This is a genomic window from Duganella sp. GW821-FHT07F09, assembly GCF_059418705.1.
In genome coordinates, this window is the sequence record NZ_JBWKQJ010000003.1 from 210300 (window position 1) to 236343 (window position 26044).

Here is a 26044-nt window from a genome sequence, read left to right on the forward strand (position 1 = left end):
ATGACCACTATTCAAGAATACCGTCCCTTCGGACGCACCGGCGTCAAGGTATCGCCACTGGCGCTGGGCACCATGATGTTCGGCTCGAAGACACGATATGAAGAATCTGCGCGCATCATCGACATCGCGATCGATGTCGGCATCAATTTGATCGACACCGCCAACGTCTACTCGCGCGGTATCAGCGAGGAGTTCACCGGCAAGGCGCTGAAGGCCAACGGCCGGCGGCAGCACGTGTTCCTGGCGTCCAAGGTGCACCTGCCGATGCACGACACCGACGCCAATCTGCGGGGCAGCTCGCGCCGGCATATCATCGAGCAGGCGGAGAACAGTCTGCGCCGGCTTGGCACGGATTATCTGGATCTGTATCAGATCCACAGGCCGGCGCCGGACACCGCCATCGACGAGACCTTGCGCGCTTTGGACGACTTGGCTCGTTCGGGGAAAGTGCGCTACATCGGCTCCAGCACCTTCGCCGGCTGGCAGGTGGTGGAGGCGCTGTGGGCATCCAAGGAGCTTGGATTGAACCGTTTCGTGTCGGAGCAGCCGCCTTACAATCTGCTCGACCGCCGCATCGAGCGCGAGCTGGTGCCGGTGGCGCAGAGTTGGGGCCTGGCGCTGCTGCCATGGAGTCCGATCGGTGGCGGCCTTTTGTCGGGAAAATATCGACTCGGGCACGCGCCGGCGGAGGGGCGCTACGTCGATCCGAGTCCGCTCCAGGCGCGGCGCATGACGACGCGTATGTACGATGTGATCGAACCGCTGGCGCAACTGGCGGAGGAGAAGGGCGTGCCGTTGTCGCAACTGGCGCTGGCGTGGACCGTGCGGCAGCCCGCCGTCACCAGCTCGATTATCGGTCCGCGCACGCTGGAGCAGTTCGAGGACGCGCTGGCGTCGCTGAAAGTCGAATTCAGCGCGGCGGATCTGGAGCGCATCGACGCTATCATCCCGCCCGGCACCCACGTCGCGCCGTTCTATGAAGCCGATTTCTCGGCCAGCCGTTATCGTTGGTGAGTTGTATGTGGCGCTGGTGGCCAAAACTTCGCACCGCGCCCTCTCCGTCGGTGATGATCACGTAGGGCGGATTAGGCGGAACGCCGTAATCGGCCATCCAAGAGCCGCCGACGGCGCATCCATGGCCGATTACGCTTCGCTAATCCGCCCTACGTGGAACGCGTTTCAGCGCTTCCAACGCGACGATCATTGCGAATTGGATGCCGTTGCCAGCTTGAGATGTCGACGCCGAAATTGTTCACCCCATACGCGTGGCAGCGCCATTCCGGCAGCACCGTACGAAAGCTCAACACGCTCCGGGGTATCGCGTGGAGCTTGCACAACAAGTTTGTGCTTGATGGTGTGGCGTGCCGAAGACAAACAGGGTTCGGGAATCGATATCTTCCCTCGGCCCGAAAAGGTAATCCGTGACCGAAGCGATTGTCATGCGGGCAGGCGTTCTTCGGCGGCGCGCTCCAGCGGCAGGCCGGGGGCGAACATCTCGATGAAGCGGTACGCGAAGCTGGGCAGGAAGACGCCTTTGCGCACCGCCAGCATTGTGCTGCACGTGCCGAACAATTCGCCCTGTGTCGGTAATACCACAAGTCCGTCGCGCTGGATGTCCTCCAGCGCCATCTCGGCGACGATGCCGACCCCCAGCCCACGCCGCACATAGGTCTTGATCACGTCCGCGTCCATCGCCGTCAGGCGCAGATCCGGTGTCAATCCGGCCTGACTGAAGGCCGCGTCGACGCATTTGCGCCCCGTGAACTGCTCGTTGTACGTCACCAGCGGATATTCGGCAATCTGCGCCAGCGTCACCGGCGCCTGGCGCAGCAGCGGATGGTCCAGCGGCACCACCACCTGGTGGTTCCAGGTGAAGCAGGAATAAGCCTGCACCTCGCTGGCCTTGTCCAGCGCCTCGCTGGCGATGCCGATGTCGGCCTCGCCATTGGCCAGCATGTCGGCGATCTGGCGCGGCGCGCCCTGGTGCAGCTCCAGTTTCACCTTCGGGAACGCCTGGTTGAACTCCTCCACCACCTTGGGCAGGGTGTAGCGCGCCTGGGTGTGGGTGGCGGCGATCACCAGCCGCCCGCTATCGACGCCGGCGTACTGGCTGGCGTAGCGGCGCAGGTTTTCCGTCTCCTGCAGGATGCGGCCGACGATCTGCACGGCGCCGTCGCCGGCGCGCGTGAGCCCCGTCAGGCGCTTGCCGCTGCGGACGAACAGTTCGATCCCCAGTTCATCCTCCAGATCCTTGATTTGCTTGCTCACCCCCGACTGCGAGGTGTAGAGCACAGCCGCGACCTCGGTGAGGTTGAGATTGTTCCGTATGGCTTCGCGCACAAAGCGCAGTTGCTGGAAATTCATGTCGCGTCCGATCGATTGAAGTAAAGAGCTTGGCAACATGATAAATATTCCGCGCCAGCTTACAACGAACGCTTCCGAATATGCATATCCGAACTACGTTGGCCGGCAAAGCAAAGCCCCTTCGTGCTGCCATGCTTATATCGTCGCAGCTTCTATCGTTACCACTTTTGATTGTTTGTGCGTGGCCGATTTGCCATGTAACTTCCGTCACACTATTCAACGCAAGACGGATCGGCGACATGACACCCAAGCAAATGAGCATCGGCATGAACATCCTTGGCCTGGGAGGCCACAGCGCCGCGTGGCGGCTGGGGGAGGTGCCGCCGTCGGCACTGTTCGATGTGGACTACTACACCAACATCGCCCGCATCTCAGAGCGCGGCATGTTGGACGCGATCTTCCTGGCCGACGGCCCTGCCTTGTTCGGCGACGTCGCCACTACGCCGACCGGGCGGCTGGAGCCGACCTTGCTGCTGACGGCCGTGGCGCTGGCGACCCGTCATATCGGTGTGATCGCCACCGCGTCGTCAACTTACAACGATCCATACAATCTGGCGCGCAGGCTGGCGTCGCTCGACCATATCAGCGGCGGGCGCGTGGCATGGAACGTGGTCACCACCGCCGGCGACTCCACCGCGCGCAACTTCGGCTTGACCGGCGCGCCGCTGCACGCCGATCGCTATGGCCGCGCCGCCGAATTCATCGATATTGCCAACAAACTGTGGGACAGTTGGGAGGACGACGCCGTCATCGGCGATCGCGAAGCAGGGACCTACGCCGATCCGTCGAAGATTCACGAAATCCGCCATGACGGCGCACATTTTTCGGTTCACGGCCCGCTCAACGTTCCGCGTGCGCCGCAGGGCCGCCCCGTGCTGGTGCAGGCCGGATCCTCCGAGGATGGGAAAAGTCTCGGTTCGCGCTACGCAGATGCCATCTTCACAACCCAGACCACGCTGGAGGACGGCATCGAGTTCTACAACGAGATGAAAGGGCGCGCCCGAAGCTGGGGCCGCGATCCCGAGTCGCTGAAGATCATGCCGGGTCTGTCGACCGTCATCGGCTCGACCGAGGCGGAGGCCAACGCCCGCTGCGACCTGCTCGACACCTTCCAGGGCGAGGAAGGGCTGGTGGGCCAGATCGCCCAGCGCATCGGCATCTCCGTGGCGGAGCTGGACCTGGACAGCGAACTGCCGTGGGAGCGCATTGGCGATGTGCGCGATTTGACGACCGGTTCGCACGGCTTCTTCCAAGCCCAGATCAACTTGGCACGCCGCGAGAAGCTGACGGTGCGCCAGCTGTCTCGCCGCATCCGCAGCGGCCACCGGCTGCTGGTCGGCACCCCCGAGCAGGTCGCCGACAGCCTTGAACAATGGTTCTTGGCCGGCGCCGCCGACGGCTTCAACATCATGCCCGACGTGTTCCCGTCCGGTGCCGAGATCTTCGTCGACCATGTGGTGCCGCTGCTGCGCAAGCGCGGCATCTTCCGCCACGAATACAGCGGCAGCACGCTTCGCCATCACCTCGGCCTGGAACGGCCGGCCAGCCAGTACACCGCACGTCGTCTCGCCCGCAGCGCTGCCTGACCCATGACGAGCCGTGTTTCCATCTCACCGATCGCGTCACCAACACGCCCGCGCAACGCAACGCCGCCGCGCGCCGGCCTGACGCTGGCCGCAATCTTCGTGACCTTGCTGCTGCTCGCCGCGATCGCGCCCGGACTGCTGGCGCCGGGCGATCCGTTCGATGGCAGCGCCCGCGACGCCTTTGCCGCGCCGGGCATCGCCGGGCACTTGCTGGGCACCGACGAAAACGGCCGCGATGTCTTCACCCGCCTGGTCCACGGCGCCCGCCCGTCGCTGTTGTTGGGTCTCGGCGCCACAATTATCGGGGTCGGCATCGGGGCGGCGCTCGGCCTCTTGGCCGGATTGGGCCGCCGCTGGCTGGATACCGCCGTGATGCGCTTCGTCGACATCCTGCTGGCGTTCCCCGATTTGCTGCTGGCATTGGTGTTCATCGCGATCTGGGGCCAGGGCCTGCTCAACGCCACACTGGCCGTCGGCATGGCCAGCGTGCCGCGCTACGCCCGCCTGGTCCGCGCCCAGACGGCGCAGGTGCGTTCCTCCTTGTATGTGGAGGCGGCGCGCACGCAGGGCTGGCATCCGGTGGCGATCCTGTGGCGCCATGTGCTGCCCAACGCTGTGCGCCCGGTGCTGCCGCTGGCCACGATCGGCATCGGCACCAAGATCGCACTCGGCGCCGCCCTCAGCTTCCTCGGTTTCGGCGCGCCGGCGCCATCGCCGGAGTGGGGCGCGATGCTGGCCCTAGGGCGCAACTTCATGTCGAACGCGTGGTGGCTGGTCGCCGTGCCGGGTCTGACCATCACCCTGACCGTCGTCTCCATTACCGTGCTCGGTCGCGAACTCCTGCTGCGAAGCGAAGGAAAAACATCATGAACATGCCAATCTCGATTCTGCATCAACTCAAGCCCGTGCTGCTGACGGTCGAGCGCTTGCGCGTGGGCTTCGGCCAGGGCGATAACGTCGTCAAGGGCGTCACATTCGAGGTGCGCGAGGGCGAATGCGTCGCCATCGTCGGCGAATCCGGCTCGGGTAAAAGCGTGACCGCGCGCAGCCTGCTCGGCCTGGCCGGCGATGGCGCCCGTGTGAGCGCCGCGCGCCTGCGCTTCGGCGACCAGGATTTGAGCACCTATGGCGAGCGTCAATGGCGGTCGCTGCGCGGCGACCGGATCGGCTTTGTCATGCAGGATGCCCTCAACGCGCTCGATCCGATGCGCACCCTGGGCCGCGAGGTGGGCGAGCCGCTGGACCTGCACCGCGAGCTCGATGGCGCCCAGCGCGCCGCCAAGGTGGTCAACCTGCTGAAATCGGCCGGCATGGCGGACGCGGAACAGCGCGTCGGCCTGTACCCGCACCAGTTGTCGGGCGGCTTGCGCCAGCGCGCCCTGATAGCCTCGGCGATCGCCTGCGGCCCGCGCCTGTTGATCGCCGACGAGCCGACGACGGCGCTCGACGCCGCCGTGCAGGCGCAGGTGCTCGATCTGCTTCTGCGGCTGCGCGGCGATGGCATGGCGATGCTGTTGATTAGCCACGACCTGGCGCTGGTGGCCAAGCTGGCCGACCGCGTGGTGGTCATGCTCAACGGCGAGGTGGTGGAGCAGGGGCCGACGCAGCAGATACTCCATGCGCCCCGGCATTCGTATACGCGCCGTCTGGTGGCCGCCGCCCACGCGGTGCGTGGCCGCGACGATGGCGGCGCGCCCCGGCGGTCCGCCGCGCCACCGCACCGTGTGCCCGCCGTGTTGCAGGCGAGCGGCCTGTCGAAAACCTTCGCCACGCCGGGCGGCGGCGCGCGCCGGGCGCTGGCCGACGTGTCGCTGACGTTGCGGCGTGGCGAAACGCTGGGCATCGTCGGCGAGTCCGGCTCCGGCAAGACCACCCTGATCCGCGTGTTGCTCGGCCTGGAGCACGCCGATAGCGGCCGCGTGCAGTGGTTCGGGCAGGATGTGCAGGCGCTGTCGAAGGCGCAACAACGCCGCGAGCGGCGCCGCGTCCAGGTCATCTTCCAGGACACGTTGGGATGCTTCGATCCGCGCCACACGGTCGAACGGGTGCTGGACGAGGCGCTGGCCGCCGCCGGCGTCGCGCGCGGCGCGGCCCGGCGCCAACGCTCGCTGGAACTGCTGGAGCTGGTGCGGCTCGACGCCGGCTGCCTGGCGCGCCGTCCGCTGCTGCTGTCGGGGGGACAGCGCCAGCGGCTCGCCATCGCGCGGGCGCTGGCTGCCGAGCCGGACATACTGGTGTGCGACGAGCCGGTATCCGCGCTCGACGTCTCGGTGCAGGCGCAGGTGCTCGACCTGCTGGCCGATCTCAAACGCCGGCTGGGACTGTCCTGTTTATTCATCTCGCACGACCTGGGTGTGGTGCGCCGCATCTGCGACCGCGTGGCCGTCATGAAGGACGGCGCCGTCGTCGAGCAGGGCCATGTCGACGAAATCTATGCCCAGCCGCGCCACCCCTACACCCGCCTGCTGTTGTCCGCGCAGGCCAGCATGCCGCAACCCGATTTTTTGTTCAATTCGATAAATGAAGAAAGCTGGATCAATGAAAAAGCAAATGTATTGGGCGCAGCCTGAAGCAAACATCTTCCGACAGAGCGGCGCGGCCTCGGGCCGCCGCTTTTCCAGAACCCTGATCGCCACCGCCGTCGGCACCTTGTGCCTGGGCGGCGGGGCGATCGCCGCCGACGAGGCGGATGCGGCGCAAGCCGCGACGGTGGAGAGCGCCTCCGCGTTGACGATGGTATCGGTCGTCGTCAAAGGCAAGGCCCTCGGCGGCGCCGAGCGCGCCAAGCTGCACCTCGACGAGATCCCCGGCGGCACCAGCGTCATCAGCGCCGAGCAGGTGGAAAAAGGGCGCGTGTTCACCAACGAGGACGTGCTGGCCTACCAGCCGGGCGTCTATGCCCAGGCGGCCGGCGGCACCGACGGCATCAAGATTTCCATCCGCGGTTCGGCCATCAACCGCGGCACCAACTTTTTCCGCTCCGGCACCTTGTTCCTGTTCGACGGCCTGCCAGTGACCGGTCCGGGCGGCACGCCGTATGAATTGTTCGAACCATTGGGGCTGTCGCACACCGAAGTGCTGCGCGGCGCCAACGCCTTCAATCTGGGCGCGCTGATGCTCGGCGGCGCCATCAATTACGTCACCCGCACCGGCGCCGACGCCACGCCGTTCGAGGCGCGCATCGAGGGCGGCAGCTATGGCTACCGCAAGGTGGCGCTGACCTCGGGCGGCGTCAACGGCGCGTGGGACTACTACGCGGCCGGCACCTACTCGGAACGGGACGGCTACCAGCAGTTGTCGAACGGCCGCTCGCGCGGTTTGATCACCAACGTGGGCTACAAATTCAGCCCGGATGTGCAAACCCGCTTCTATCTGCGCTATCGCGAAACCGATAATTACCAGCCAGGCGCGCTGACGGTGGCCCAGATCGAGGCCGATCCGCGCCAGGCCAACCCGGTGGCGGTGGCGCAAAACGCCCACCGCAAGCAGCCCGGTTCAACCTGGATCGCCAACAAGACCACGTGGAATATCGACGAGGACTCGCGCCTGGAGGCGGGCCTGGTCTACCACGACTACCCGATCGACCAGCAACTGAGCGTCAACGCCGGCAAGTGGGGATTCCGCGACTTTTCGGCGTCGCTGCAGTACGCCCGCAACGACAACTGGTGGGGTAAGCGCAGCGAAACCAAGGTCGGCTTGCTGTCGACCCGCCACCTGAACGCCTCGCTCGATACCTATGTCCGCATCCCGGCCGGCCCGACCGCCGCACTGCCGGTGGGCACCAAGATCCGCCGCGCCCGCTATGACGGCTCCGACGATATTCTTCACGCCGGCAACGACCTGGAGCTGGCGCCGGAGCTGTGGCTGAGCACCGGCGTGTCGGCCATCCACACCAAACGTTACACCGAGGTGACCTTCCCGGTCACCAACGAGCCGTACAACCGCAGCACCACGGCGCTGGCGCCGCGCGTCGGCCTGCGTTACACGCTCGACAACGATATCCAGCTGTACGGTAACGTCAGCCGCTCGATCGAACCGCCCAACAGCTGGGCCTTCCTGACGATCCCGCCGACTTTCACCAGCGGGCCGGCCACGGGGCTGTCGCGCCGGGGGCTGGATCTGGCCGACCAAGCCGCCAACACCATCGAGATCGGCAGCCGGGGCAAGGCGTTCAACTCCAACTGGAGCCTGAGTCTGTACCGCTCCTATGTGCGCAACGAGCTGCTGTCTGTGGAGGTGATCCCGGCCAGCGCCACCACGGCCGCCATCACCGCCGAGTCCAACGCCAGCCCGACCATCCACCAGGGTATCGAGGCCGGGCTGGAATCGGAGCTGTGGAAGGGCGCGGCGGGCAAGCTGTCGGCGCGCCAATCGTTCACGCTCAACGATTTCTATTTCCGCAACGACAAGCGTTTCGGGCGCAACACCTTGCCGGGCATTCCGCGCCGCTATTACCAGGGCGAGGTTCAGTTCGAGCATGCCAGCGGCTTTTATGTCGGCATCAGCGCGCAGGCCGCGTCACGCATCGATGTCGACTACGCCAACTCGTTCCGCACCCATGGCTACGGCATAGTCGGCGCCAGCCTCGGCTTCGACCATCCGACCCAAGGCTGGAAGGCGTTCGTCGACTTCCGCAACCTCGGCGACAAGCACTACGTTTCCAGCGTGGCGCCGGCCTACAACGACGCCGGGACCGACCAGCGCCGCTCGGCGCCGGGCGACGGCTTCGGCGTCTACGCCGGCCTGACCGTGAGCTTCCGCTAAGCCATGACGCGGCTCGCTCACCTATTCATCGGTGCGGCCAAGGCAGCGGCGCTCGCATCCGTGGTCTTGCTCGCGCTGACGGCCTGCGATGCCCCGGCCGACACCGGCCCGGCGCGGCAGGCCGGCGCGCGGCCGTTCTCCGCCGCCGATTACGCCGAGTCCCAGCCGGGCAAGGCCGGCGGCACGCTGCGAATATCGACCTATGGCGATCCGACGTCGCTGGACTTTCACTCGATCGCACATGGCGATGTGCAGTGGCTGGGGCGCATGATCTACGACAATCTGGTGTATCTGGATGCCGACGGCAAGATCTCGCCCTGGCTGGCCACACGCTGGGAAGTTTCGCCCGACGGCAAGACTTACACCTTCCACCTGCGTGAGGACGTCACTTTCAGCGACGGCGCAAAATTCAACGCCGCCGCCGTCAAGGCCAATCTGGAGCACATGCGCGCGCCGGCCACGCGCTCGCCGCTGGCGGCCGCCTATATCGCGCCCTACGTTGACGGACGTGCGGTCAGCGAGTACGTGTTCGAGGCGACGCTGCGCGAACCGTACACGCCGTTCCTGTACGTGCTGGCGCAGTCGTGGCTGTCGATGGAGTCGCCGCGCGCGATCAGGGACAACCCCTCCAAGCTGGGCGAGTTCCCGGTCGGCTCCGGACCGTTCGTGGTCGAGCGCTATACCCGCCAGCAGGGCATACGGCTGGTCAAGCGCGCCGACTATCTGTGGTCGCCGCCGCAGCTCAAGCACCAGGGCCCGGCGTATCTGGACCGGGTCGAGGTCGACTTCGTGCCCGAGCAGCTGATCCGCTACAACACGCTGTTGTCCGGGCAGTACGACCTGACCATGGACGCGCCGACGCAGAACGCGGCGGCGATCCGCGCCGATCCCGCCTTTGTCTTCGACAACCGGATTCGCACCGGCTCGCCGTGGCGCGGCTTGGCGTTCAACACCGAACGCGAACCGTTCAACGATGTGCGGGTGCGGCGCGCGCTGGCGATCGGCGTCGACCGGGAGGGGATCGTCAAGGTGGTCGGCTTCGGCGAGTTCCAGCCCAAGGCGGATTTTCTGGCGGCCACGACGCGCTATTACGATCCTTCGTTCCAGCAGGCGTTGCGCTACGACCCGCCGCAGGCCGCCAAACTGCTCGACGAAGCCGGATGGACCGAACGCGACGCCCAGGGCTATCGCACGCGCGCCGGCAAGCGCCTGAGCGCCGAGGTGCTGCTGTCGTCGGCATTCCAGCCGAGCCCCATGCCCGCAGCGATCCAGTCCGACGCCCGCAAACTGGGCATGGAGCTGACCGTCACCCAGCTACCGACCGGACAGATGATCGACCGCCGCAGCGCCGGCACCTATCAAGCCGTGTTCGCCGGCGTGTGGCACACCAACACCCCGGACGCGCTGTTCATCGGTTACCACAGCGCGGAAATCAGCTCGGACAAGCGCATCGGCCAGAACATCTCGCGCCTGCGCGACGCCAAGCTCGACGGTTGGCTGGCGCAAGGCAGGCAAACGCAGGACGCCGCGCTGGCGAAGTCGGCCTACGCCCAGGCCCAGCAGCGCCTGACGGAACTGGTGCCCGCCATCCCGATCCACGAAAACTACTCCTCGATCGCCTACAGCAAGCGGCTCAAGGGGCTGGTGTTCGATACTTCCCACAACACGGTGTTCTTGCCGAGCGTCTGGCTGGAGAAAAAATGAAACCGATCCGCAATGTCGTCTACAAGGTCCTGGGCGCGCTGGGCGTGATGCTGGGGGCGGCCACGCTGGCTTTCGCCGCCGTCAGCCTGACCGGCGGCGACACGGCCGTGGCCATCCTCGGCGGCGAAACCGCGCAGCCGACGCCGGAAGCGCTGGCGCGCGTCCGCGTCGACTACGGCCTGGACCGCCCGTTGCCGGTGCAGTACGCGATCTACCTCGGCAAGGTGGTGCGGGGCGACCTGGGGACTTCCTACCGCCTCAACGCGCCGGTGACCGAGCTGATCGCCCAGCAGCTCGGCTACACGGTGACCTTGTCGCTGAGCGCGGCCGCCCTGGCGCTGCTGCTGGCCGTACCGCTGGCGGTGGCGACAGCCGGCCGGCGCCGCAGCCGCTGGCGCGGCGTCGCCTCGGCCAGCGAACTGGTGCTGGCGTCGATGCCGGGCTTCGTGCTGGGGTTGCTGCTGTTGTTGTTGTTTTCCTTCCGCCTGCGCTGGTTTCCGGCCTCCGGCTCGGACGGCTGGCGCGCGCTGGTGCTGCCGACGCTGACGTTGGCGCTGCCGATCACGCCTTGGCTGGCGCAGGTGCTGCGGCAGGAACTGGACGATATCCTCGAACAGCCCTTCATCGCCATGGCCCGCGCGCGCGGCATGGGCGAGGCCGGCGTGCGGCTGCGCCATGCGATGCGCCACGCGCTGCTATCGCTGGTGACACTGACCGGTTTCATCGTCGGCACCTTGCTGGCCGGTACGGCCGTGGTGGAGACATTGTTCGCCCGGCGCGGCATCGGCCGCCTGATGGTGGAGGCCACCGCCGGCAAGGACATCCCGCTGGTGCTTGGCATCACGCTGCTGTCGGCCCTGCTGTACGCCGTCGTGCATATCCTGGTGGACGCGAGCTACGTGCTGATCGATCCGCGCCTGCGCCGTCCATCGCAACCCCTGTCTGAAAAAATCTCATGAACCAAGCCTATATCCCCACGCACGACGCGCCCACCGACGACCAGCTGCGCGCGCGCTTCGGTCCCATTTTCGACCGCATCGCCGAAGGCGCGGTCGAGCGCGAGCAGCAACGCAGCCTGCCGTTCGAAGCGGTCGGCTGGCTGCGCGAGGCCGGCTTCGGCGCGCTGCGCGTGCCGCAGCGCTACGGCGGCATCGGCGCCACCTTGCCGCAGTTTTTCGCGCTGCTGCTGGAGCTGGCGACGGCCGATTCGAACGTCTCGCACCTGTTGCGCGGGCATTTTGCCTTTCTTGAAAGCCGCCTCAATCACGAGGACGAGGCCACCCGCGAGCTCTGGTTTCCGAAGGTGGCCGACGGCGCCCTGATCGGCTACGCAATGGCCGAGCGTACCGAGACCACCGGCACCAGCGCCACCATCACCCGCGACGGCACGTCGTGGCTATTGAACGGCAAAAAATACTACAGCACCGGCACCATTTACGCCGACTGGATCGTGGCGTCGGTGGTCGACGGCGAGGAGCGCGTCAGCGTGGCGTTCCCGGCGACGCTGGAAGGCGTGACGCGGCTCGACGATTGGGACGGTTTCGGCCAGCGCATGACCGGCAGCGGCACCACCTTGTTCGACAATGTGCGGCTGTCGGACGAGCATATCGTGCGGCGCTTCCCTTCGAAACCGCCGAGCTCTTACCAAAAGGCCTTCCTGCAATTGGTGCTGCTGACCAGCATCGCCGGCGTCGGCCGCGCGGTGCTGCGCGACGCTGTCGCCTTCGTGCAGCCGCGCACGCGCGCCTTCGACGTCCAGGGGCAATCGAGCCCGCGCCTCGATCCGCTGGTGCAGCGGGTGGTGGGGCGCATCGCCAGCCTGTCCTACGCGGCCGACAGCCTGGTGCACAGCGTGGCGCGCGCGCTCGAACACAACTGGCAACAGGCGAGAGCCGGGACCGCCGACGACGCGTTGTATGTGGCGACCGAGATCGAGGCGTTCCAGGCGCAGCAGGTGGTGATCGATCTGGTGCTGCAGGCGAGCACCTTGTTGTTCGAGGTCGGCGGCGCATCGGCCACCAGCGAGTCACGGCGCCTCGACCGCCACTGGCGCAACGCCCGCACGGCCGCCTCGCACAACCCGGCCATCTTCCGCGAGCGCGCCATCGGCGACTACCTTCTGAACGGAACGGTGCCGGACTCGGGCTGGTGGAAGGAACCGTCCGAAGGGCAGCTGCCGCCGGCCGATCCGGCGTGACCGCGCCATCGACAGCTGAGTGGGTTAAGGGGCGGCTAGGCTTGAGCTGTGGCGCCCAGATAGCGCGCGGCGAATTCTTCCGGCGGGATCGGCTTTCCGAGCAGGAAGCCCTGGACGATGTCGCAGCCGGCCTCGCGCAGCCAGTCCAGCTGCGGCTGTTCCTCGACGCCTTCGGCCACGACCGCCAGGCCGAAGCCGCGCGCCAGCGCCAGGATGGCGTGGACGATGGTTTCGCCGCGCTTGGGCAGCAATTGCACGAAGCTGCGGTCGACCTTGAGCTGGTTGATCGGGAAGCATTGCAGGTAGGCCAGCGACGAGTAGCCGGTGCCGAAATCGTCGATCGCCAGCCGCACGCCGAGCGCGCGCACGGCCTGCATGAAGGCGATGGCGCCGTCGACGTCCTCCATCAGCACGCTCTCGGTCAGCTCCAGTTCGAGCCGGCCCGGCGCCAGGCCGCTTTGCGCCAGCGCGCGCGTGACATCGTCGATGAAGCACGGCTCGCGCAGCTGGCGCGCCGACATGTTGACCGCCAACATCAAGGCCGGCGCGCCGGCGTGCTCCCACGCGGCGACCTGGTCGCAGGCGCGGTGCAGCACCCAGCGGCCCAGCTGCACGATCAGTCCGCTGTCCTCGGCGATCGGAATGAACTCGGCCGGCGACACCGGGCCGTGCTCGGGATGGTCCCAGCGCAGCAGCGCCTCGACCCCGACCAGCGCGCCGTCGGCGCAGCCGAATTGCGGCTGGTAGTGCACGGACAGCCGGTCCTGCTCGATGGCGCGGCGCAGCTCCCGTTCCAGCGCGGCGCGGCGCTGGGTGGCGGCGGTCATGGCCGGCACGAATTCGGCGAGCCGGTTGCGCCCGCCGTGCTTGGCGTGGTACAGGGCGGTGTCGGCGCTGCTCATCAGCTCGCCCATGGTGCCGGCATCGTCCGGATACAGGCAGAAGCCGACGCTGGCGGTGGCGAAGAACTCGCCCTGCTTGAGCTGGAACGGCGTCTGCAGCGCCCGCGTCACGCCGGCGGCCAGCGCCAGCGCGGTGGCGCGGTCCGGCACGGGGCCGGCGATGATCGCGAACTCGTCGCCGCCGATGCGGCCCACCAAGTCGGTCGGGCGCACCGCGCCGGTCAGCGCCTCGGCCACGTGCTGGAGCAGTTCGTCGCCGACGGCGTGGCCGGCGGTGTCGTTGACCAGCTTGAAGTTGTCGAGGTCGACCAGCAGCAGCGCCAGTTGCCGGCCCTCCGCCTGCGCGCGCTCCAGGTCGGCGGCCAGGCGGGCGTAGGTGGCGTGGCGGTTGGGCAGGCGCGTGACGTGGTCGGTGTGGGCCATGTAGTCGAGCTTGCGCTCGGCGGCGGCCACCCGGGCCCGCGTTTTGCGGCTCAGCGCGGCCACCACCAGCATGGCCAGCAGCGAGGCGACCGTCAGCAGGCCGACATAGCGCAGCAGCACCGCGCGCAGCTTGGCGGTGCTGGTGTGCAGCACCGTGCGGCCCAGCGTGGTGTCGCGGTAACGCACCGTGTCGGTCACGGTGATCATGCCGTCCGGCGCGGCGTCGTCGGACGGCTGGCGCGCCGGCAGGCGACTGTCCGGATAGGAGAACTCGGCGAACAGATTGCCGTCTTTGTCGTAGACGCCGACCGCGCGCAGGCCGGGAGCGTAGCGGAACGCGTGCAGCGCGTCCCGGCCGGCATCGCGGTCGCGGAACATCAGCGGGGCGGTCACGCTGTCGGCCACGATCGCCGCCTGCACCCGGGCGCCCTCGACCAGCGAGTGGCGCATGTCGAGCAACTGGTAGGCGATCAGCACGGCGCCGGCGATCACCAGCGCGGCGGCGGCGGCGATGATCTGGCCGGTGCCGAGCGCGCTGGAGATCGGCGCCGGCGCGAGGGCGGACTGGCGCTTCATCGGACGTTCCTCGCCAGCTTCAACAGGCGCGAGCTGAAGCGCAGGCCGGCGCGCGCCGCCTCCGCGGTGTCGATGTCGAAACGCAGATGCTGGTCCTCCTCGACCAGCGCGACGGCGCCGGCGTAGCCGTTTTTGGGCTCGTCGACGATGGCCAGGGTGCCGCCGGCGGCGCCGGCCGGGCGCTGGGCGCCGGCGCGCAGGACGACGACATCGCACTGGATTCCCGGGCCGGGTTCGAGCACGGCGAGCTTGCGCTCGCCGACCGGCTTGCCCTGCAGCTTGCGCAGGCTGTCCCACAGGGCGTGCGCGCTGCCCAGGCAAACGGTCAGCGGCCGCGCCGACTCGGCGCCCGGCCAGGTGGTGAACTGGGCGATGTTGTAGACGTAGGCCGCCTTGAGCGCGGCGTCGTCGGACTGCGCCCAGCCGGCCCGCGCCAGCACGAGCAGCGACAGCGCGGTGCACCACAGCAGCAGGAGTTTCATGGTGTTCGGTTCAGAATGCATAACCGATCTTGGCGGAAATGGTGCGCCCCTCGCGTGGAATCGCTTCCTGCACGAACGCCGGACCGGCCGGGTCGGCGTAGCGGTGGTCGGCCGCGTTGTAGAAGCTGATGGACCAATCCAGGCCGCCCGCGCGCCTGCGCGCCGGCACCAAGGTCAGGTTCCAGGTGCAAAAGCCGGCGGTGGCGGCGTTTTCGGTGCGCCGGCCCGACATGCATTGTCCCTCCACGCCTAGCCCCAGCGCGTCGCCGGTGCCGGGCAGCGGCCAGGTGGCGTTGAGCTTGGCCAGGTGGCGGGGCGAATTGACCGGCCTGGCGCCGTCGCCATCGCGCACCTGTTGCCAGGAGTAGTTGGCGCGCAGCCGGGCGCCGCCGGCGAACAGGCGCTCGGCCGACAGTTCGATGCCCCGCGCCGAGGCGCGCTCGGTATTGCCGAAGACCAGCATGCCGTCCTCGCGCAGGGTCTCGGCGATCAGGCCGTCGATGTGGTAGTGGAACACCGCCAGCGACAGTTTGCTGTAGGCGTCGGGCCGGCGCTCCCACACCAGTTCATGGGTGGCGATCTCCTCGGCGCGCAGCCCCGTGTTGGCGGCCTGGCCGCCTTCGCCCACGCCCGCCGCGTAGTACGACTCGTAGGCGTTGGGCGAGCGGTAGGCGGTGCCGTGGATCAGCTTGAGCGTGTCGAGCGGCGTGGCTTGCCAGATCAGCGCCGCGCGCGGATTGAAGCGGGTGCCGGTGATGCTGTCGCGGTCGAAGCGCAGGCCGGCGTTGAGCAGCAACTGCGGCGTCAGCCGCATCTCGTCCTCGACGTAGGCGCCCAGGCGGTTGTCGGCGCGGCGGTCGTCCAGATTGCGCTGGTACGGGTCCAGATCGAAGTTGAACTGGTCGCGCCGCGCGTTGCGCTGGGCGTCCAGGCCCGCCACCAGCTTGTGTCCGGCGATGCCGGTGAACGTGGCGTTGACGTTCACGCCGTACCACGCGGCGTGGTCGCCATCGATGTTCCGGCGCGGCAGGCCCTCGTCGTCGGGGTAGCTGCCCGCGCCCAGGTAATCGGCGCGGCCCCAGTCGAGGCGGGTCGACACCGCCACCGTGTCGCTGGGCGCGGCGCTGTACGAGAGGCTGGCGAAGCTCTGCGCGTCGCGCGTGTAGTTGGGGGTGTTGAACACCGCGCCGAAGGAAGCCGTCGGCACGCCCTTGACGCGCGTGACATGGCCGGCGCTGAAGCCCCAGCCGTCGCGGCCGGCCTTGATGAAGGCGCCGCGCGTGCGCTGGTAGTCCAGGCCCTCGGCCAGGCCGTTGTTCTGGTCCGGCGTATCGAACTCGGACGCGTACAGCGCGCCGCCGCGCCGCGTGGTCGCCCTGACCGACAGCAGCACGTCGGTGCCGTCCTGGGTGTGGTAGCCGTAGCTGGCGCGGGCGCGCCGCTCGCCCTTGCCGCCGACCGACAGCGTGCCCTGCGGGCCGGCCATGGCGCTGCCGGTCTTGGTGATGACATTGATGACGCCGAACAGAGCGTTCGAGCCGTAGACGGCGGCGCCGGGGCCGGGCACGTACTCGATGCGCTCGACCAGGTCCATGTCGACCAGGCTGTCGTCGCCGATGCAGGCCTGGTCGTACACGCTGTCGTTGACGCGCACGCCGTCGATCAGCAGCAGGAAGCGGCTGTCGTAGTCGCCGGGGCGCAGGAAGCCGCGCGCGCCCAGGTAGTCGTAATTGCGGTCGCTCGATACGTACAGGCCGGGCAGGGTGGCCAGGGCGTCGCCCAGCGTGCGCCAGCCGTGCTCGCGGACATCCTGCGAGGTCAGCACGGAGACCGCCGACGGCGCCTCGCTGACGCGCTGGGCGAAACGGGACGCCGAGGTCACCATGGTGACCTCCATCAGGCTTTCCAGTGGCAGGGTGCTCAATTCCTCCGGCGGGGAGACGTTGGCCGCCTGGAGGCGGCCGGCCTGCAGCGCCAGCATCACGGACAATGTGACGCGGCGTAAGCGCGTTGCGCGGCAATCGGAGGAGTTCACGGTATCGATCAAATTATTGGTTTATGGAAAGTATGTTACTCCCTGTGAAGACCATAAACGCCGTTTTTTAGCATTTAAGAAATGTTCCTGTGCGTTGTAGCAACAGCGCACAGGTCGGGGGCGCGCGACGCCGTGGGCGCCCGGGCCGGAATCGCTAGGCCGGAATCGCCTCAAGCAGCAGCGCGCGCTCGAAGCGCAGCGTCACCCGGGGGGCGCCGGCACCGCCGCGCACCTCGCCCAGGTCGCGTCCGTCGACATAGTCGCGCAGGCGCCAGCGCCCGGCGCCAAGGCCGCGTATCTCGACCGGCCCGTCCCAGCGCGCCGCGTAGAAGGCGAAATACAGCCTGCCGTCCTTCTCCACCGCGTGGCCTTCGGGCTTGTCGAAGCCGATGTCGTACAGCTCGCCCCGGTATATGCCCTTGGGCAGCATCTTGTCGCGGTAGATGCCGATCCACTTGCGCCACTTGTCCTCGCGCCGCGGCGTCAACAGGAAACTGTCCTTGGGCTTGGGATCGACCGGCCAGGTGAATTTGGTCGACAGCACAGCGCCGATGCCGATGGTCGAGGCGAAATCCTCGCCGCCGTCGCTCAGCTCGACGTGGTCGCCCGCGTACGGCGCCGACGGCCCCATCAGCGCTTTCAGCGTCTTGCCCTTGTGGCGCACCTGCCACGACGACAGCGGGTCGGCGGCGGGCGCCTGGTTCATGTACGGCATGTTGTGGAAGGAGTACGAGGTGCCGCACGGGCACAGCTCGACCACCGCCTTCGGGTTGATTTCCATCGCCGTGTCGTACACCATCTTCCAGAAGTCCTGCAGCTTCTCGACCGATTCCTCGGGACGCGCGTGCTTGTGGGCCGGGTTGTGGCAGGGCGCCACGCCGTTCAGGTGCTGGCCGTCGAGCTTGAGGCCCTGGTAGCCCCATTCGCCGAGGATCTTGCGCACCAGGTCGCGGGTCATGTCGATGGTGGGCTGGTAGGCCGGGCACAGGTACAGGCTGTTCCACCAGCTGACCAACTGCGGCGCGCCGTCCTTGTCGAGCAACAGCATGTCGGTGTGGTCGTGCAGCAGGTCCGAGCCCGGGTCGACGGCCAGTGGCGTGATCCACAGGCGCGCCTTCAGGCCGGCGTCCTTGATCGAGCCGACCAGGCCGCGCATGTCGGCCTCGCCGCCGGGGAATTTTTTGGTGTCGAGCTTCCAGTCGCCCTCGTTGGTTTGCCAGCCGTCGTCGAGCACCGCCCATTCCAGGCCCAATTCCTTGGCTTTTTTCAAGGTGCCGACCATCAGCGGGACCGTGAAGTCGCGCTCGTAGCCCCAGGCGCACCAGATCGGCTCGTAGCATTCGTCGGGGCAGTCCGGCGAGCGCAGCCCGCGTTCGGCCATCACCCGGCGGTAGCGGTCCAGCGCACCGAAGTAGTCGCCCGTGTGCAGCGCCAGGAAGGTGTCGAGCGTGGCGAGCGATTCGCCCGGTTGCAAGGTCGTCTCCTGCTCGCATTCGACGGCGAGCGCGGCGCCGCCCTTGACCGCGCGCACCGGCAGGGCCACCAGGCGCGGGACGGTGTCGATATGGCCGACGGCCAGGCCGCAGTCGCGCTGCCAAACGTCGGCCGCCGGCGTGCCGCTGCCGTAGTCCGAGGCGTTCATGCCCATGAAGTTGCGCTGGTCGAAGCCGGCCGTCAGCGGCTGGACCCAGTCGCGCCGGTCCAGGTGGCTGGCGCCGGAATACGTCCAGAACTCGGGCTTGCGGCCGGCGGCGGGCTGCAGGGTGTGTGCGCTGTTGCTCCAGGCGGCGATGGCGAGCGGCGCGGTCCCGGTGTTGCGGTAGCCGACGTGGATGATGGCGAAGCCGGGGTGGCGGTCGTAGAAGGTGACGTTGACGGTCTTCTCGACGCCTTCGGCGGCCACGCCGGTGAAGCGGTGGCGCAGGCCGGCGCCGTGTGGGCCGTCGACGCGGTCGGCCGCCTGCGCCGTCAGGACGAAGCGTTCGATCCAGCGGCCGCTTTTGAGGCGCAGCCGTTCGCTGGGCGCGAAGGCGGTGATGGCGGCGGCGCGGGGCCCGTGTTTGGACACTACGCGGCAGCGCAGCTGGCCGTCGAATTCGAGCGCCATGGCGGCGTCGCCGATGCGCGCGACGTTCTTGCCGCCGGCCTTGGTGGTCGCCGTTGTGGCCGCCTCGGCGGCCCAGGCGGTGGAGGCCACCGGCACCGCGACCGCCGTTCCGGCCAGCCAGCCCAGCAGCGTGCGGCGCCGCTGGTCGTGCTGCTGGTCGTGTTCCTTGTCGTGGTGGTTGACGTTGTCCCGGTCGTTGGCTTTTTGATGCGCTTGCTTCATACATCTCCTCGTCTGTCTTGTAGGTGGACTGCATGGCCGGCGCGGGCGGCCGCAGCGACCACCTACACCAGCACGACTTGCGCGCCGCGTGCCCGCAGCGCTTCGACCGTTTCCGGCGCCGCGCCGGCGTCGGTGATGATGCGGTCGACTTGTTCGATCTTCGCGATCACGGACAGGCTGCGCCGTCCGATCTTGGACGAGTCGCCCACCGCGACCACGCTGCGCGCGATCTCCAGCATGCGCGAGTTCAGGCGCGCTTCCAGCAGATGCGGCGTCATCACGCCGATCTCCGGATCGAGGCCGTCGAAGCCGAGGAACAGGATGTCCGCGTGCAGACCCTGCAACGCCGCCTCGGCCTGCGGTCCGCCCAACGAATAAGAACTCGGTCGCAGCACGCCGCCCAGCATGATCAAGGTGACGTGTGGCGCGCCGGCCAGCAGCACCGCGATGTTGAGCGCGTTGGTGATGACGTTGACCGACTGCAGCTTCAGGCCGCGTATCTGCTTGGCGATTTCCGCCGTCGTCGTGCCCGAATCGAGCACGATGGTTTGTCCCTCGCCGATCAGTTGCACGGCCGCCTCGGCGATTCGCATCTTCTCGGCGCGCCGCAAGGTTTGCTTGACGCCGATCGGCAGGTCCTCGTCGGCCCGCTGGGCCAGCGCGCCGCCGCGCGTGCGCACCACCGCGCCGATCTCCGCCAAGGCGTTCAGGTCGCTACGGACGGTCACTTGCGAGATGTCGAACATCGTCACCAGTTCGGCCACCGTGATCCGGCCGCGTTCGGCGACCAGCTCGCGGATGTGGCGGCGCCGTTCCTCCACCAGCAGGTTGTTGTCGGCTGGCGCTTCCTTCGCTATGGCTTTCGTTTCCGTCTTCTGGGTTTTTTTCATTGCCGATCTTTCCGATTTTGCGCAAATAAAGAGTGTTCCCGATGATACAGGACGCCCGGCGCGAAAAGAATCGAAAGTTCGGCGATATCCCCGGTTCAGCCTTTGGCGGCCCTTGCCGACGCGTTTTGCCAGGCGTTCGGGAAGGTTTTTTCGGCGTTTTCCCGGAACAGCTTGTCGATTACCCGGCGCGGCAGGGACAAACCGCGTGCGGGCGTGTCCAGTTCAGGCACCGTCACGCTGTCGCCGGTCGCGAAGTAGCGCCAGTCGCGCCGCCAGACGGTGTCCAGGTCCTTTGCGAACTCCTGGTCGGGCTGGGCGGCCGATTGGGCCAGGTCGGAGCCGTACATCAGCTGGTCCTGATACTTGATGAAGAATGCCCGCACGCGCACGCGGTCGCGCTGCGACTGGTATTGCAATTGGCCGATGCGCGCGGCAACATCGACATTGACGGCCGGGTGGGCGTCCAGGAAACGCGCGAGCCGGTCGATGTCCCATTCGAGCGAGGCCAGGTGAACCCCGGTGAAGCGCAGCTTCGGATGCTGGGCCAGCAGGCGGTCGCGGGCGGCCATTTGTTGTTCGTAGCTTGGCATCTCGGGGTGCCGGTACATATGGTAGGCAGGATGGGCCTTGAAATATTCGCGGTCGCTGTTGACCGTCATTTTCTCGAGCGGCAGCCAGCAGTTGTGCGGTTCGCCCTGGTGGCCCAGCACCATGGCGTTGCGTTTGGTCAGACCGTCGAACAGGGGGGCGAAGCGGGCGTCGTCGACCATCACCAGTTTGCCGGCGGTGTCGCGCAGGTCCATGCCGATGTTTTTCCAGACCTTGACGCCGACGGCGCCGCCGGCCAGGGCGGTGTCGAGGTCTTTCAGGGTTGTTTCCGTCCAGTCGGGGCGCTCGAAGCCTTTGGTGGAGAATGTCGCAACCCATGCGACTTCGGTCGGATGGGCGTGGGCCAGTTTGCTGGCCACTTCGCGTTGCCGGGCGGGGGGAGGGAAGTCGCCGTAGTCGACGTTGATGGTCAGCGCGCGGAAGTTGTCCTTGCGGGCTTGCGCAAGGTAGGCGGTTTGGCTGTCGCCGTGCAGGTGCAGGTGGGCGTCGATCTTCGGCACTTTGTCGAAGTCGGCCATGGTGTAGTTGTCGTTGGCGGCTTGCGCCGGCAGGGCGGCCAGGGCGCCGAATACGATTGAAATGAGGGTGGAACGCATTGGTGCTTCCTCTTGTATTGGTGGTTTATTTATGCCGCGTGTCCGCACGCATGGCCGATTACGCTTCGCTAATCCGCCCTACGTGACTCCGTAGTTAAGCGGCTGGCCTGCACCACGATGGACATAGGGCGGATTAGGTGGAACGCCGTAATCGGCCATCTATGCGCCGTCGATATCGTATGCATGACCAATCACGCCGCGCCAACCTGCGCCAACCCGGACAAACGATGCAACGCGATGGCATCGAGCGGCGTGCCGGCGTTGCGGGCGGCGTACAACGCCGCGCCGATCACCGGCGCGAACAGCGGCGCCGCCACCTGGTATGGCCGCGCGCGACCCTCCAGCGCCTTGGTGAGCGGCACCCGCAACGGTCCGTCCGCGCCAACCAGCCCGCCGGTGAACGACACCGCGACCTTGACATCGTCCGCCACCCCCAGCGTGCCACGCACCGCATCGATCAGGTCCGCCAGCTCGCCGGCGGCGGCCTCGATGATCGCTGCCGCCTGGTGGTCGCCCAGCGCTGCGGCCTCGCTCACCAGCCTCGACAACCGCGCCACCCCGCTGCGTTCGCGTTTCAGATCGCCATAGACGACGCCGCACAGGTCCAGGTCTTCCCGCAGCGCCAGTCGCTCGCGCACCAATTCATACAGCTCGCCGCGCGGCGCCCGTCCATCGCTCATGCGCGAAAACAAGGCCAGCCCGGCGCGGGCGATCCAGTGCGCCGAACCCTCGTCGCTGAACAATTCTCCCCAGCCGCCGGCGCGGGCCCGCCTGCCGGCGACCTCGCCGTAGGCCATCGAGCCGGTGCCGGCGATGACGCTGATGCCGTCGGCGCAGGCCAGCGAGCCGGCCCAGCTGCACACCATGTCGTTGCCGCAACGGTAGCGGTCGTGGCCCAGAATGGCGCGTGGCAGTGCGTCGAGCGCGGGCAGGACGGCGCGGTCCTCGCCATAGGCGGGCAGGCCGAAGAACGCCTGCGCGATATCGCCGGCCTGCACACCGGCGGCGGCGAACAGCGCGCGGCAGCCCCGCTCCAGCATCGCGGCGACGCCGTCCATCCCCACTTCAAGGTAGTAGGCGCTGCCTTCCTCGTGCCATGCACGCACGTCGCCGTCCGCGTCCACCAGTGCGAACGCGGTCTTGGTGCCGCCGCCGTCAACGCCCAGAAACATCGTTTTTTCCTTCACATGGATAGATCGTCACGCCGCGCACCACGCGGTTGACCGTGCCAGAGACGCTGGGCGTGTCCGGCCGCAGGCCGAGGTCGAGCGATTGCAGCAGCGCGTAGCATTGGCAGAATACGATATACGGCAGTGCCAGCGCCAGTTCGCCGGCGCCGTCCATGCCTTCCAGCGGCATGCAATCGTCGCCCAGCGTCGCTTCTGCGACGCCGCTCAGCGCCAGGACGCGGCCGGCGCGGCCGTCGTTGCGCAGTTCGCGCAGCAGGTCGAGGTCGTAGCGGCGCGCGTGCGCGTCGTTCGACAGCATGACCACCACCAGCGTGCGGTCATTGACGATGGTCTTCGGCCCGTGGCGGAAGCCCAGCGGCGAATCGAACAGCGCCACCACCTGGCCGTCGGTCAGTTCCAGCAGTTTCAGCGCGGCCTCGCGCGCCAACCCCCGCAACTCGTTGCTGCCGAGGTAGACGACCCGGTTGAAGCGCTGCGCCACCAGCTCGTTCAGCAGCGGCAGGGCGCTATGCAGCAGTCGCCGCGCGGCGGCCGAGGGCGCTTGCACGGCGTCGTCCGCGACCGCGCCGAATGCCAGCGCGGCCGACAGCAGCATCGAGGTGAAGCTGGTGGTCATGGCGAAGCCACGGTCGTGCGTCGCCTCCGGCAGCAGGATCGCCAGCGCGTTGGCGCGGTCCCCGGCCATGCGATACAGTTCGCCGTCGGCGTTGCAGGTGATGACCAGATGATGCACGTCGGCGACCAGTTGGTCGGCCAGCGCCACCGCCGCCACGCTTTCCGGGCTGCTGCCGGAGCGGCCGAACGAGACCAGCAGGGTCGGCACCGCCGGTTGCAGGAACGACAGCGGACCGGATACCAGATCGGTGGTCGGCACGGCCTCGGCGCGCAGGCCTTGGCGCAGCAACGCGGGGACTAAGCATTCGCCGATGAAGGCCGAGGTGCCGGCGCCCGTCAGCACGATGCGCAGGTCGGGCCGCGCCAGCAGCGGAGCGAGGAAGGCGTGCATGTCGGCGCGCCGGCTATTCAGTAGCGCGGCGATCGTCGGCCAGACGTGACCTTGTTGTGCGACTTCGCGCGCCGTCAGGCCCGCGCCGGCCGCGTCCAGCGTGTCTTCGTCGATGCCGATGATGCTTGTTTTACTATCCACTACTAACATGTTTCCAACTCCTTTGTTGCGGCGCCTGCCGTGCAGGCGTCCATATATTGGCGCAGCACTTTGGCTACGCCCTCCTTGAGCAAGTCGGTCGGCCGGTTGCGCAGGCGGCCTTCGCGCACGGCCTCGTACTGGGCCGGCAGGTATTGGCTCAGCAGGGTCAGCGGCGGCGCGTGGTGTTCCAGGTAATCGATCAATGCCGTCTGGGCCTGCTGGATCGCCGGATGTGGCCAGTAGTAGCGAATCCGGTCGCTCAGGCTGTACTGCTGGTCGAAGCGGACCCGCACCGGATCGCCGTAGTACTTGAGCCAGTAGCCTGGTTCGGCGCGCATGGTCTCCAGCACCACGTTCTTGAAGTTCGAGCCGGGACGGCCGTCGAGCATTTCCTCCTCGATGTCGGCCAGCGCCCACAGCGTTTCGCGCAGCGCGAAGGTCAGGCCGGGGCCGACCTTGAGGATGGCGAAGTGGTCGCGCACCAGCGCGGCCAGGCTGTCGCGGATTTGGTAGTCGGTCGAATGGGCTTCGTAGACCAGCGTGGATTCGCTCTCGATGAAGCGGCTCAATTCGCGCGCCTTCTCGGGGCGGTAGTCGATCACCTTGTGGTGGTCGAACTCGACGCCCGGCTGCACCACCAGGCCGACCACGCGCGGCCACGCGGCGTGCAGGCCGGCCTCGGCGAATGCTGCGCGGTGCACCGCACTGGTGGCGGCGGCGGCCTGCGGCGTGGTGACCGCCAGTTCGTCGAGGTCCTCATGCGCGCCTCCCGGAACCGGTACTTCGGTGCCGACGATGTAGACCGGCGCCTCGTCGCCGGCCTGCTTCCAGGCGGTTTCGGCGACCGCGCACAGGCGCGCGGCGCGGCGGGCGACGATGGCGTCGGGCAGGGGCATCGGATCGCCGGCGCAGGACATCGAGCAGTCCAGATGGATCTTGCGGAAGCCTGCCAGCACATATTGTTCGATTAGCAGCTCGGCTTTCGCCATGGCGTCGTCCGCCGGCTGGTCCTGCCAGGCGTTCGGGCCCAGGTGGTCGCCGCCGAGCAGCACGCGTTCGCGCGCCAGGCCGACCTTGTCGGCGATGCCGTGCACGAAGTCGCGGAAGGTGGCGGGCGTCATGCCGGTGTAGCCGCCATCCTGGTTGACCTGGTTGGAGGTGGCTTCGATCAGCACCGGCTCGCCGGCGGCCGCCGCCACTTCCATGGCCGCTTCGATCACCAGCGGATGGGCCGAACACACCGAATAGATGCCGGCCGCTTCGCCGGCCTTATGGCGCCGCACCAGATTGAGAAGATATTGCATGTCAAGTTCCTTGAAGTCTGTGTATTCAGGCGGTTGGGTTGTCGTCCGGCTGCAGCGCCAGGCATAGCGCGGCGGCCAGCGACAGCGCGATGCCGGCCAGCTTGTAACCATTGGGCAGCGTGGCCGCCAAGGTCATGGCGATGACGGTGGTCAGCAGCGGCGCGCCGGCATTGACCAGCGGCGACACCACCAGCGCCTTGCCGTGCCGGAAGGCGTGCACCAGGGTGAGGGCGCCCACCGCGTTGAGGATTTGCGTGACGGCGGCCAGCAGCGGTCCGCTCGGGCCGTAGTTGATCGGCTGCGAGAAGTCGGTCATGGCCAGCGCCACCGGAATGAACAGCAGGGCGCTGGCGGTCATGTAGAAGAAGATGCTCTCGGCGTCCATGCTGGCGTTGGCCAGTTTCATGAAGTAGGCTTGCAAACCCCAGGCCAGCAACACGCCGATGGCCAGCACGAACCACAGGCCATACTGCCGTGGCGCGCCGCCCGGCGTGAAGTCGAACAGCGGCAGTGCGCACACCGCGAGGACGATGCCGGCCACACCGAGCATGCCCGTGCGCTCGCGCAGGAACAGGTAGGACAGCGCGATGGTGATCACCGGCGACAGCGAAATAAGCGGAAAGATCAGGTAGGTCGGTCCGGCCTTGACGGCGTAGAACAGGATCATCTGTCCGCCCGCGCCGAGCAGGCCTATCGTCAGTCCGAAGGCGACCGCGCGGCCGTCGCGCCGCACGCGCCAGCCATTCCGCGCCAGCACCAGCAGCGCCGGCGGCACCATCGTCAGCGCCCACACCACATAGATCAAAGTCTCGGGAAAGCCGTTCTGGCCCGGCAAGCCGGCGAAGGCGCCCCACACGCCCCACAACAAGGTGGTGGTCAGCGCGTAGCCGAGCCAGCCGGTGGGACGCGCGCCGACTTTGTTCGTCATCGTTATCGAAGAGGTCAT

19 protein-coding genes are annotated in these 26044 nt (G+C 67.6%); 8 read left to right on the forward strand and 11 right to left on the reverse strand.

Translation table 11 applies throughout. The features are described from left to right. Window positions 1–1014 (forward strand): aldo/keto reductase, encoded by a 1014-nt coding sequence (locus AC07P1_RS09530; RefSeq protein ID WP_494695559.1) that lies wholly within the window; start codon window positions 1–3, stop codon window positions 1012–1014. 423 nt (window positions 1015–1437) lie between these two features. Here the strand turns inward: AC07P1_RS09530 and AC07P1_RS09535 are convergent, their stop codons facing one another. Beyond that, the gene (locus AC07P1_RS09535; protein WP_494695560.1) at window positions 1438–2364 is read right to left on the reverse strand and encodes a CysB family HTH-type transcriptional regulator; all 927 of its coding nucleotides are present in this window, start codon (window positions 2362–2364) and stop codon (window positions 1438–1440) included. Window positions 2365–2603: 239 nt separating this feature from the next. On the opposite strand from AC07P1_RS09535, the gene AC07P1_RS09540 reads away from it, so the two are divergent. From AC07P1_RS09540 to AC07P1_RS09570, 7 genes are read left to right on the forward strand one after another with little or no spacing between them, the layout of a single operon-like run. Then, the gene (locus AC07P1_RS09540) at window positions 2604–3950 is read left to right on the forward strand and encodes an LLM class flavin-dependent oxidoreductase (RefSeq protein ID WP_494695561.1); all 1347 of its coding nucleotides are present in this window, start codon (window positions 2604–2606) and stop codon (window positions 3948–3950) included. A gap of 3 nt (window positions 3951–3953) precedes the next feature. Next, window positions 3954–4820: an ABC transporter permease gene (locus AC07P1_RS09545; protein WP_494695562.1), complete on the forward strand. Its 867-nt coding sequence runs from the start codon at window positions 3954–3956 to the stop codon at window positions 4818–4820. A gap of 2 nt (window positions 4821–4822) precedes the next feature. After that, window positions 4823–6520, forward strand: coding sequence for a dipeptide ABC transporter ATP-binding protein (locus AC07P1_RS09550; RefSeq protein WP_494695947.1), 1698 nt, complete (start codon window positions 4823–4825; stop codon window positions 6518–6520). Beyond that, complete coding sequence (locus AC07P1_RS09555) at window positions 6489–8714, forward strand: TonB-dependent receptor family protein (protein ID WP_494695563.1); 2226 nt, start codon at window positions 6489–6491, stop codon at window positions 8712–8714. The genes AC07P1_RS09550 and AC07P1_RS09555 overlap by 32 nt, the downstream gene beginning before the upstream one ends. 3 nt (window positions 8715–8717) lie before the next feature. Continuing rightward, window positions 8718–10418 (forward strand): ABC transporter substrate-binding protein, encoded by a 1701-nt coding sequence (locus AC07P1_RS09560; RefSeq protein WP_494695564.1) that lies wholly within the window; start codon window positions 8718–8720, stop codon window positions 10416–10418. Next, complete coding sequence (locus AC07P1_RS09565) at window positions 10415–11377, forward strand: ABC transporter permease (protein WP_494695565.1); 963 nt, start codon at window positions 10415–10417, stop codon at window positions 11375–11377. Before AC07P1_RS09560 ends, AC07P1_RS09565 begins: the two co-directional genes overlap by 4 nt. Continuing rightward, window positions 11374–12615 carry an acyl-CoA dehydrogenase family protein gene (locus AC07P1_RS09570; protein WP_494695566.1) on the forward strand — a complete coding sequence of 414 codons (1242 nt, stop codon included), beginning with the start codon at window positions 11374–11376 and terminating at the stop codon, window positions 12613–12615. The genes AC07P1_RS09565 and AC07P1_RS09570 overlap by 4 nt, the downstream gene beginning before the upstream one ends. Window positions 12616–12650: 35 nt before the next feature. Here the strand turns inward: AC07P1_RS09570 and AC07P1_RS09575 are convergent, their stop codons facing one another. From AC07P1_RS09575 to AC07P1_RS09620, 10 genes are all read right to left on the reverse strand, one after another. Beyond that, window positions 12651–14516, reverse strand: a complete 1866-nt coding sequence (locus tag AC07P1_RS09575; RefSeq protein ID WP_494695567.1) for a putative bifunctional diguanylate cyclase/phosphodiesterase — start codon at window positions 14514–14516, stop codon at window positions 12651–12653. Next, a complete protein-coding gene (locus AC07P1_RS09580) occupies window positions 14513–14998 on the reverse strand; it encodes a YfiR family protein (RefSeq protein WP_494695568.1) in 486 nt (161 codons plus the stop codon). Before AC07P1_RS09580 ends, AC07P1_RS09575 begins: the two co-directional genes overlap by 4 nt. A gap of 10 nt (window positions 14999–15008) precedes the next feature. Further along, a complete protein-coding gene (locus AC07P1_RS09585) occupies window positions 15009–17033 on the reverse strand; it encodes a TonB-dependent receptor plug domain-containing protein (RefSeq protein WP_494695569.1) in 2025 nt (674 codons plus the stop codon). A 154-nt stretch (window positions 17034–17187) separates the two neighbouring features. After that, window positions 17188–19362: a glycoside hydrolase family 36 protein gene (locus AC07P1_RS09590; RefSeq protein WP_494695570.1), complete on the reverse strand. Its 2175-nt coding sequence runs from the start codon at window positions 19360–19362 to the stop codon at window positions 17188–17190. A gap of 62 nt (window positions 19363–19424) precedes the next feature. Further along, window positions 19425–20252 carry a DeoR/GlpR family DNA-binding transcription regulator gene (locus AC07P1_RS09595; protein WP_494695571.1) on the reverse strand — a complete coding sequence of 276 codons (828 nt, stop codon included), beginning with the start codon at window positions 20250–20252 and terminating at the stop codon, window positions 19425–19427. Between the two features lie 95 nt (window positions 20253–20347). After that, window positions 20348–21457 carry an amidohydrolase family protein gene (locus AC07P1_RS09600; RefSeq protein WP_494695572.1) on the reverse strand — a complete coding sequence of 370 codons (1110 nt, stop codon included), beginning with the start codon at window positions 21455–21457 and terminating at the stop codon, window positions 20348–20350. 191 nt (window positions 21458–21648) lie between these two features. Beyond that, window positions 21649–22629, reverse strand: a complete 981-nt coding sequence (locus AC07P1_RS09605; RefSeq protein ID WP_494695573.1) for an N-acetylglucosamine kinase — start codon at window positions 22627–22629, stop codon at window positions 21649–21651. Then, on the reverse strand, window positions 22613–23803 hold the full coding sequence (locus AC07P1_RS09610; protein WP_494695574.1) for an SIS domain-containing protein: 1191 nt from the start codon (window positions 23801–23803) through the stop codon (window positions 22613–22615). The genes AC07P1_RS09605 and AC07P1_RS09610 overlap by 17 nt, the downstream gene beginning before the upstream one ends. After that, the gene (locus AC07P1_RS09615; RefSeq protein WP_494695575.1) at window positions 23797–25098 is read right to left on the reverse strand and encodes a D-tagatose-bisphosphate aldolase, class II, non-catalytic subunit; all 1302 of its coding nucleotides are present in this window, start codon (window positions 25096–25098) and stop codon (window positions 23797–23799) included. Before AC07P1_RS09615 ends, AC07P1_RS09610 begins: the two co-directional genes overlap by 7 nt. Window positions 25099–25123: 25 nt before the next feature. Continuing rightward, entirely contained in the window at window positions 25124–26044 is a 921-nt protein-coding gene (locus tag AC07P1_RS09620; RefSeq protein WP_494695576.1) for an EamA family transporter, read from the reverse strand.

Coding starts and splice junctions, on each gene's coding strand:
- AC07P1_RS09545 (WP_494695562.1), top strand. CDS start 3,954: ATGACGAGCCGTGTTTCCATCTCACCGATCGCGTCACCAACACGCCCG.
- AC07P1_RS09565 (WP_494695565.1), top strand. CDS start 10,415: ATGAAACCGATCCGCAATGTCGTCTACAAGGTCCTGGGCGCGCTGGGC.
- AC07P1_RS09620 (WP_494695576.1), bottom strand. CDS start 26,044: ATGACCTCTTCGATAACGATGACGAACAAAGTCGGCGCGCGTCCCACC.
- AC07P1_RS09580 (WP_494695568.1), bottom strand. CDS start 14,998: ATGAAACTCCTGCTGCTGTGGTGCACCGCGCTGTCGCTGCTCGTGCTG.
- AC07P1_RS09610 (WP_494695574.1), bottom strand. CDS start 23,803: ATGTTAGTAGTGGATAGTAAAACAAGCATCATCGGCATCGACGAAGAC.
- AC07P1_RS09605 (WP_494695573.1), bottom strand. CDS start 22,629: ATGTTTCTGGGCGTTGACGGCGGCGGCACCAAGACCGCGTTCGCACTG.
- AC07P1_RS09590 (WP_494695570.1), bottom strand. CDS start 19,362: ATGAAGCAAGCGCATCAAAAAGCCAACGACCGGGACAACGTCAACCAC.
- AC07P1_RS09600 (WP_494695572.1), bottom strand. CDS start 21,457: ATGCGTTCCACCCTCATTTCAATCGTATTCGGCGCCCTGGCCGCCCTG.
- AC07P1_RS09540 (WP_494695561.1), top strand. CDS start 2,604: ATGACACCCAAGCAAATGAGCATCGGCATGAACATCCTTGGCCTGGGA.
- AC07P1_RS09555 (WP_494695563.1), top strand. CDS start 6,489: ATGAAAAAGCAAATGTATTGGGCGCAGCCTGAAGCAAACATCTTCCGA.
- AC07P1_RS09575 (WP_494695567.1), bottom strand. CDS start 14,516: ATGAAGCGCCAGTCCGCCCTCGCGCCGGCGCCGATCTCCAGCGCGCTC.
- AC07P1_RS09615 (WP_494695575.1), bottom strand. CDS start 25,098: ATGCAATATCTTCTCAATCTGGTGCGGCGCCATAAGGCCGGCGAAGCG.
- AC07P1_RS09570 (WP_494695566.1), top strand. CDS start 11,374: ATGAACCAAGCCTATATCCCCACGCACGACGCGCCCACCGACGACCAG.
- AC07P1_RS09550 (WP_494695947.1), top strand. CDS start 4,823: ATGCCAATCTCGATTCTGCATCAACTCAAGCCCGTGCTGCTGACGGTC.
- AC07P1_RS09530 (WP_494695559.1), top strand. CDS start 1: ATGACCACTATTCAAGAATACCGTCCCTTCGGACGCACCGGCGTCAAG.
- AC07P1_RS09595 (WP_494695571.1), bottom strand. CDS start 20,252: ATGAAAAAAACCCAGAAGACGGAAACGAAAGCCATAGCGAAGGAAGCG.
- AC07P1_RS09535 (WP_494695560.1), bottom strand. CDS start 2,364: ATGAATTTCCAGCAACTGCGCTTTGTGCGCGAAGCCATACGGAACAAT.
- AC07P1_RS09560 (WP_494695564.1), top strand. CDS start 8,718: ATGACGCGGCTCGCTCACCTATTCATCGGTGCGGCCAAGGCAGCGGCG.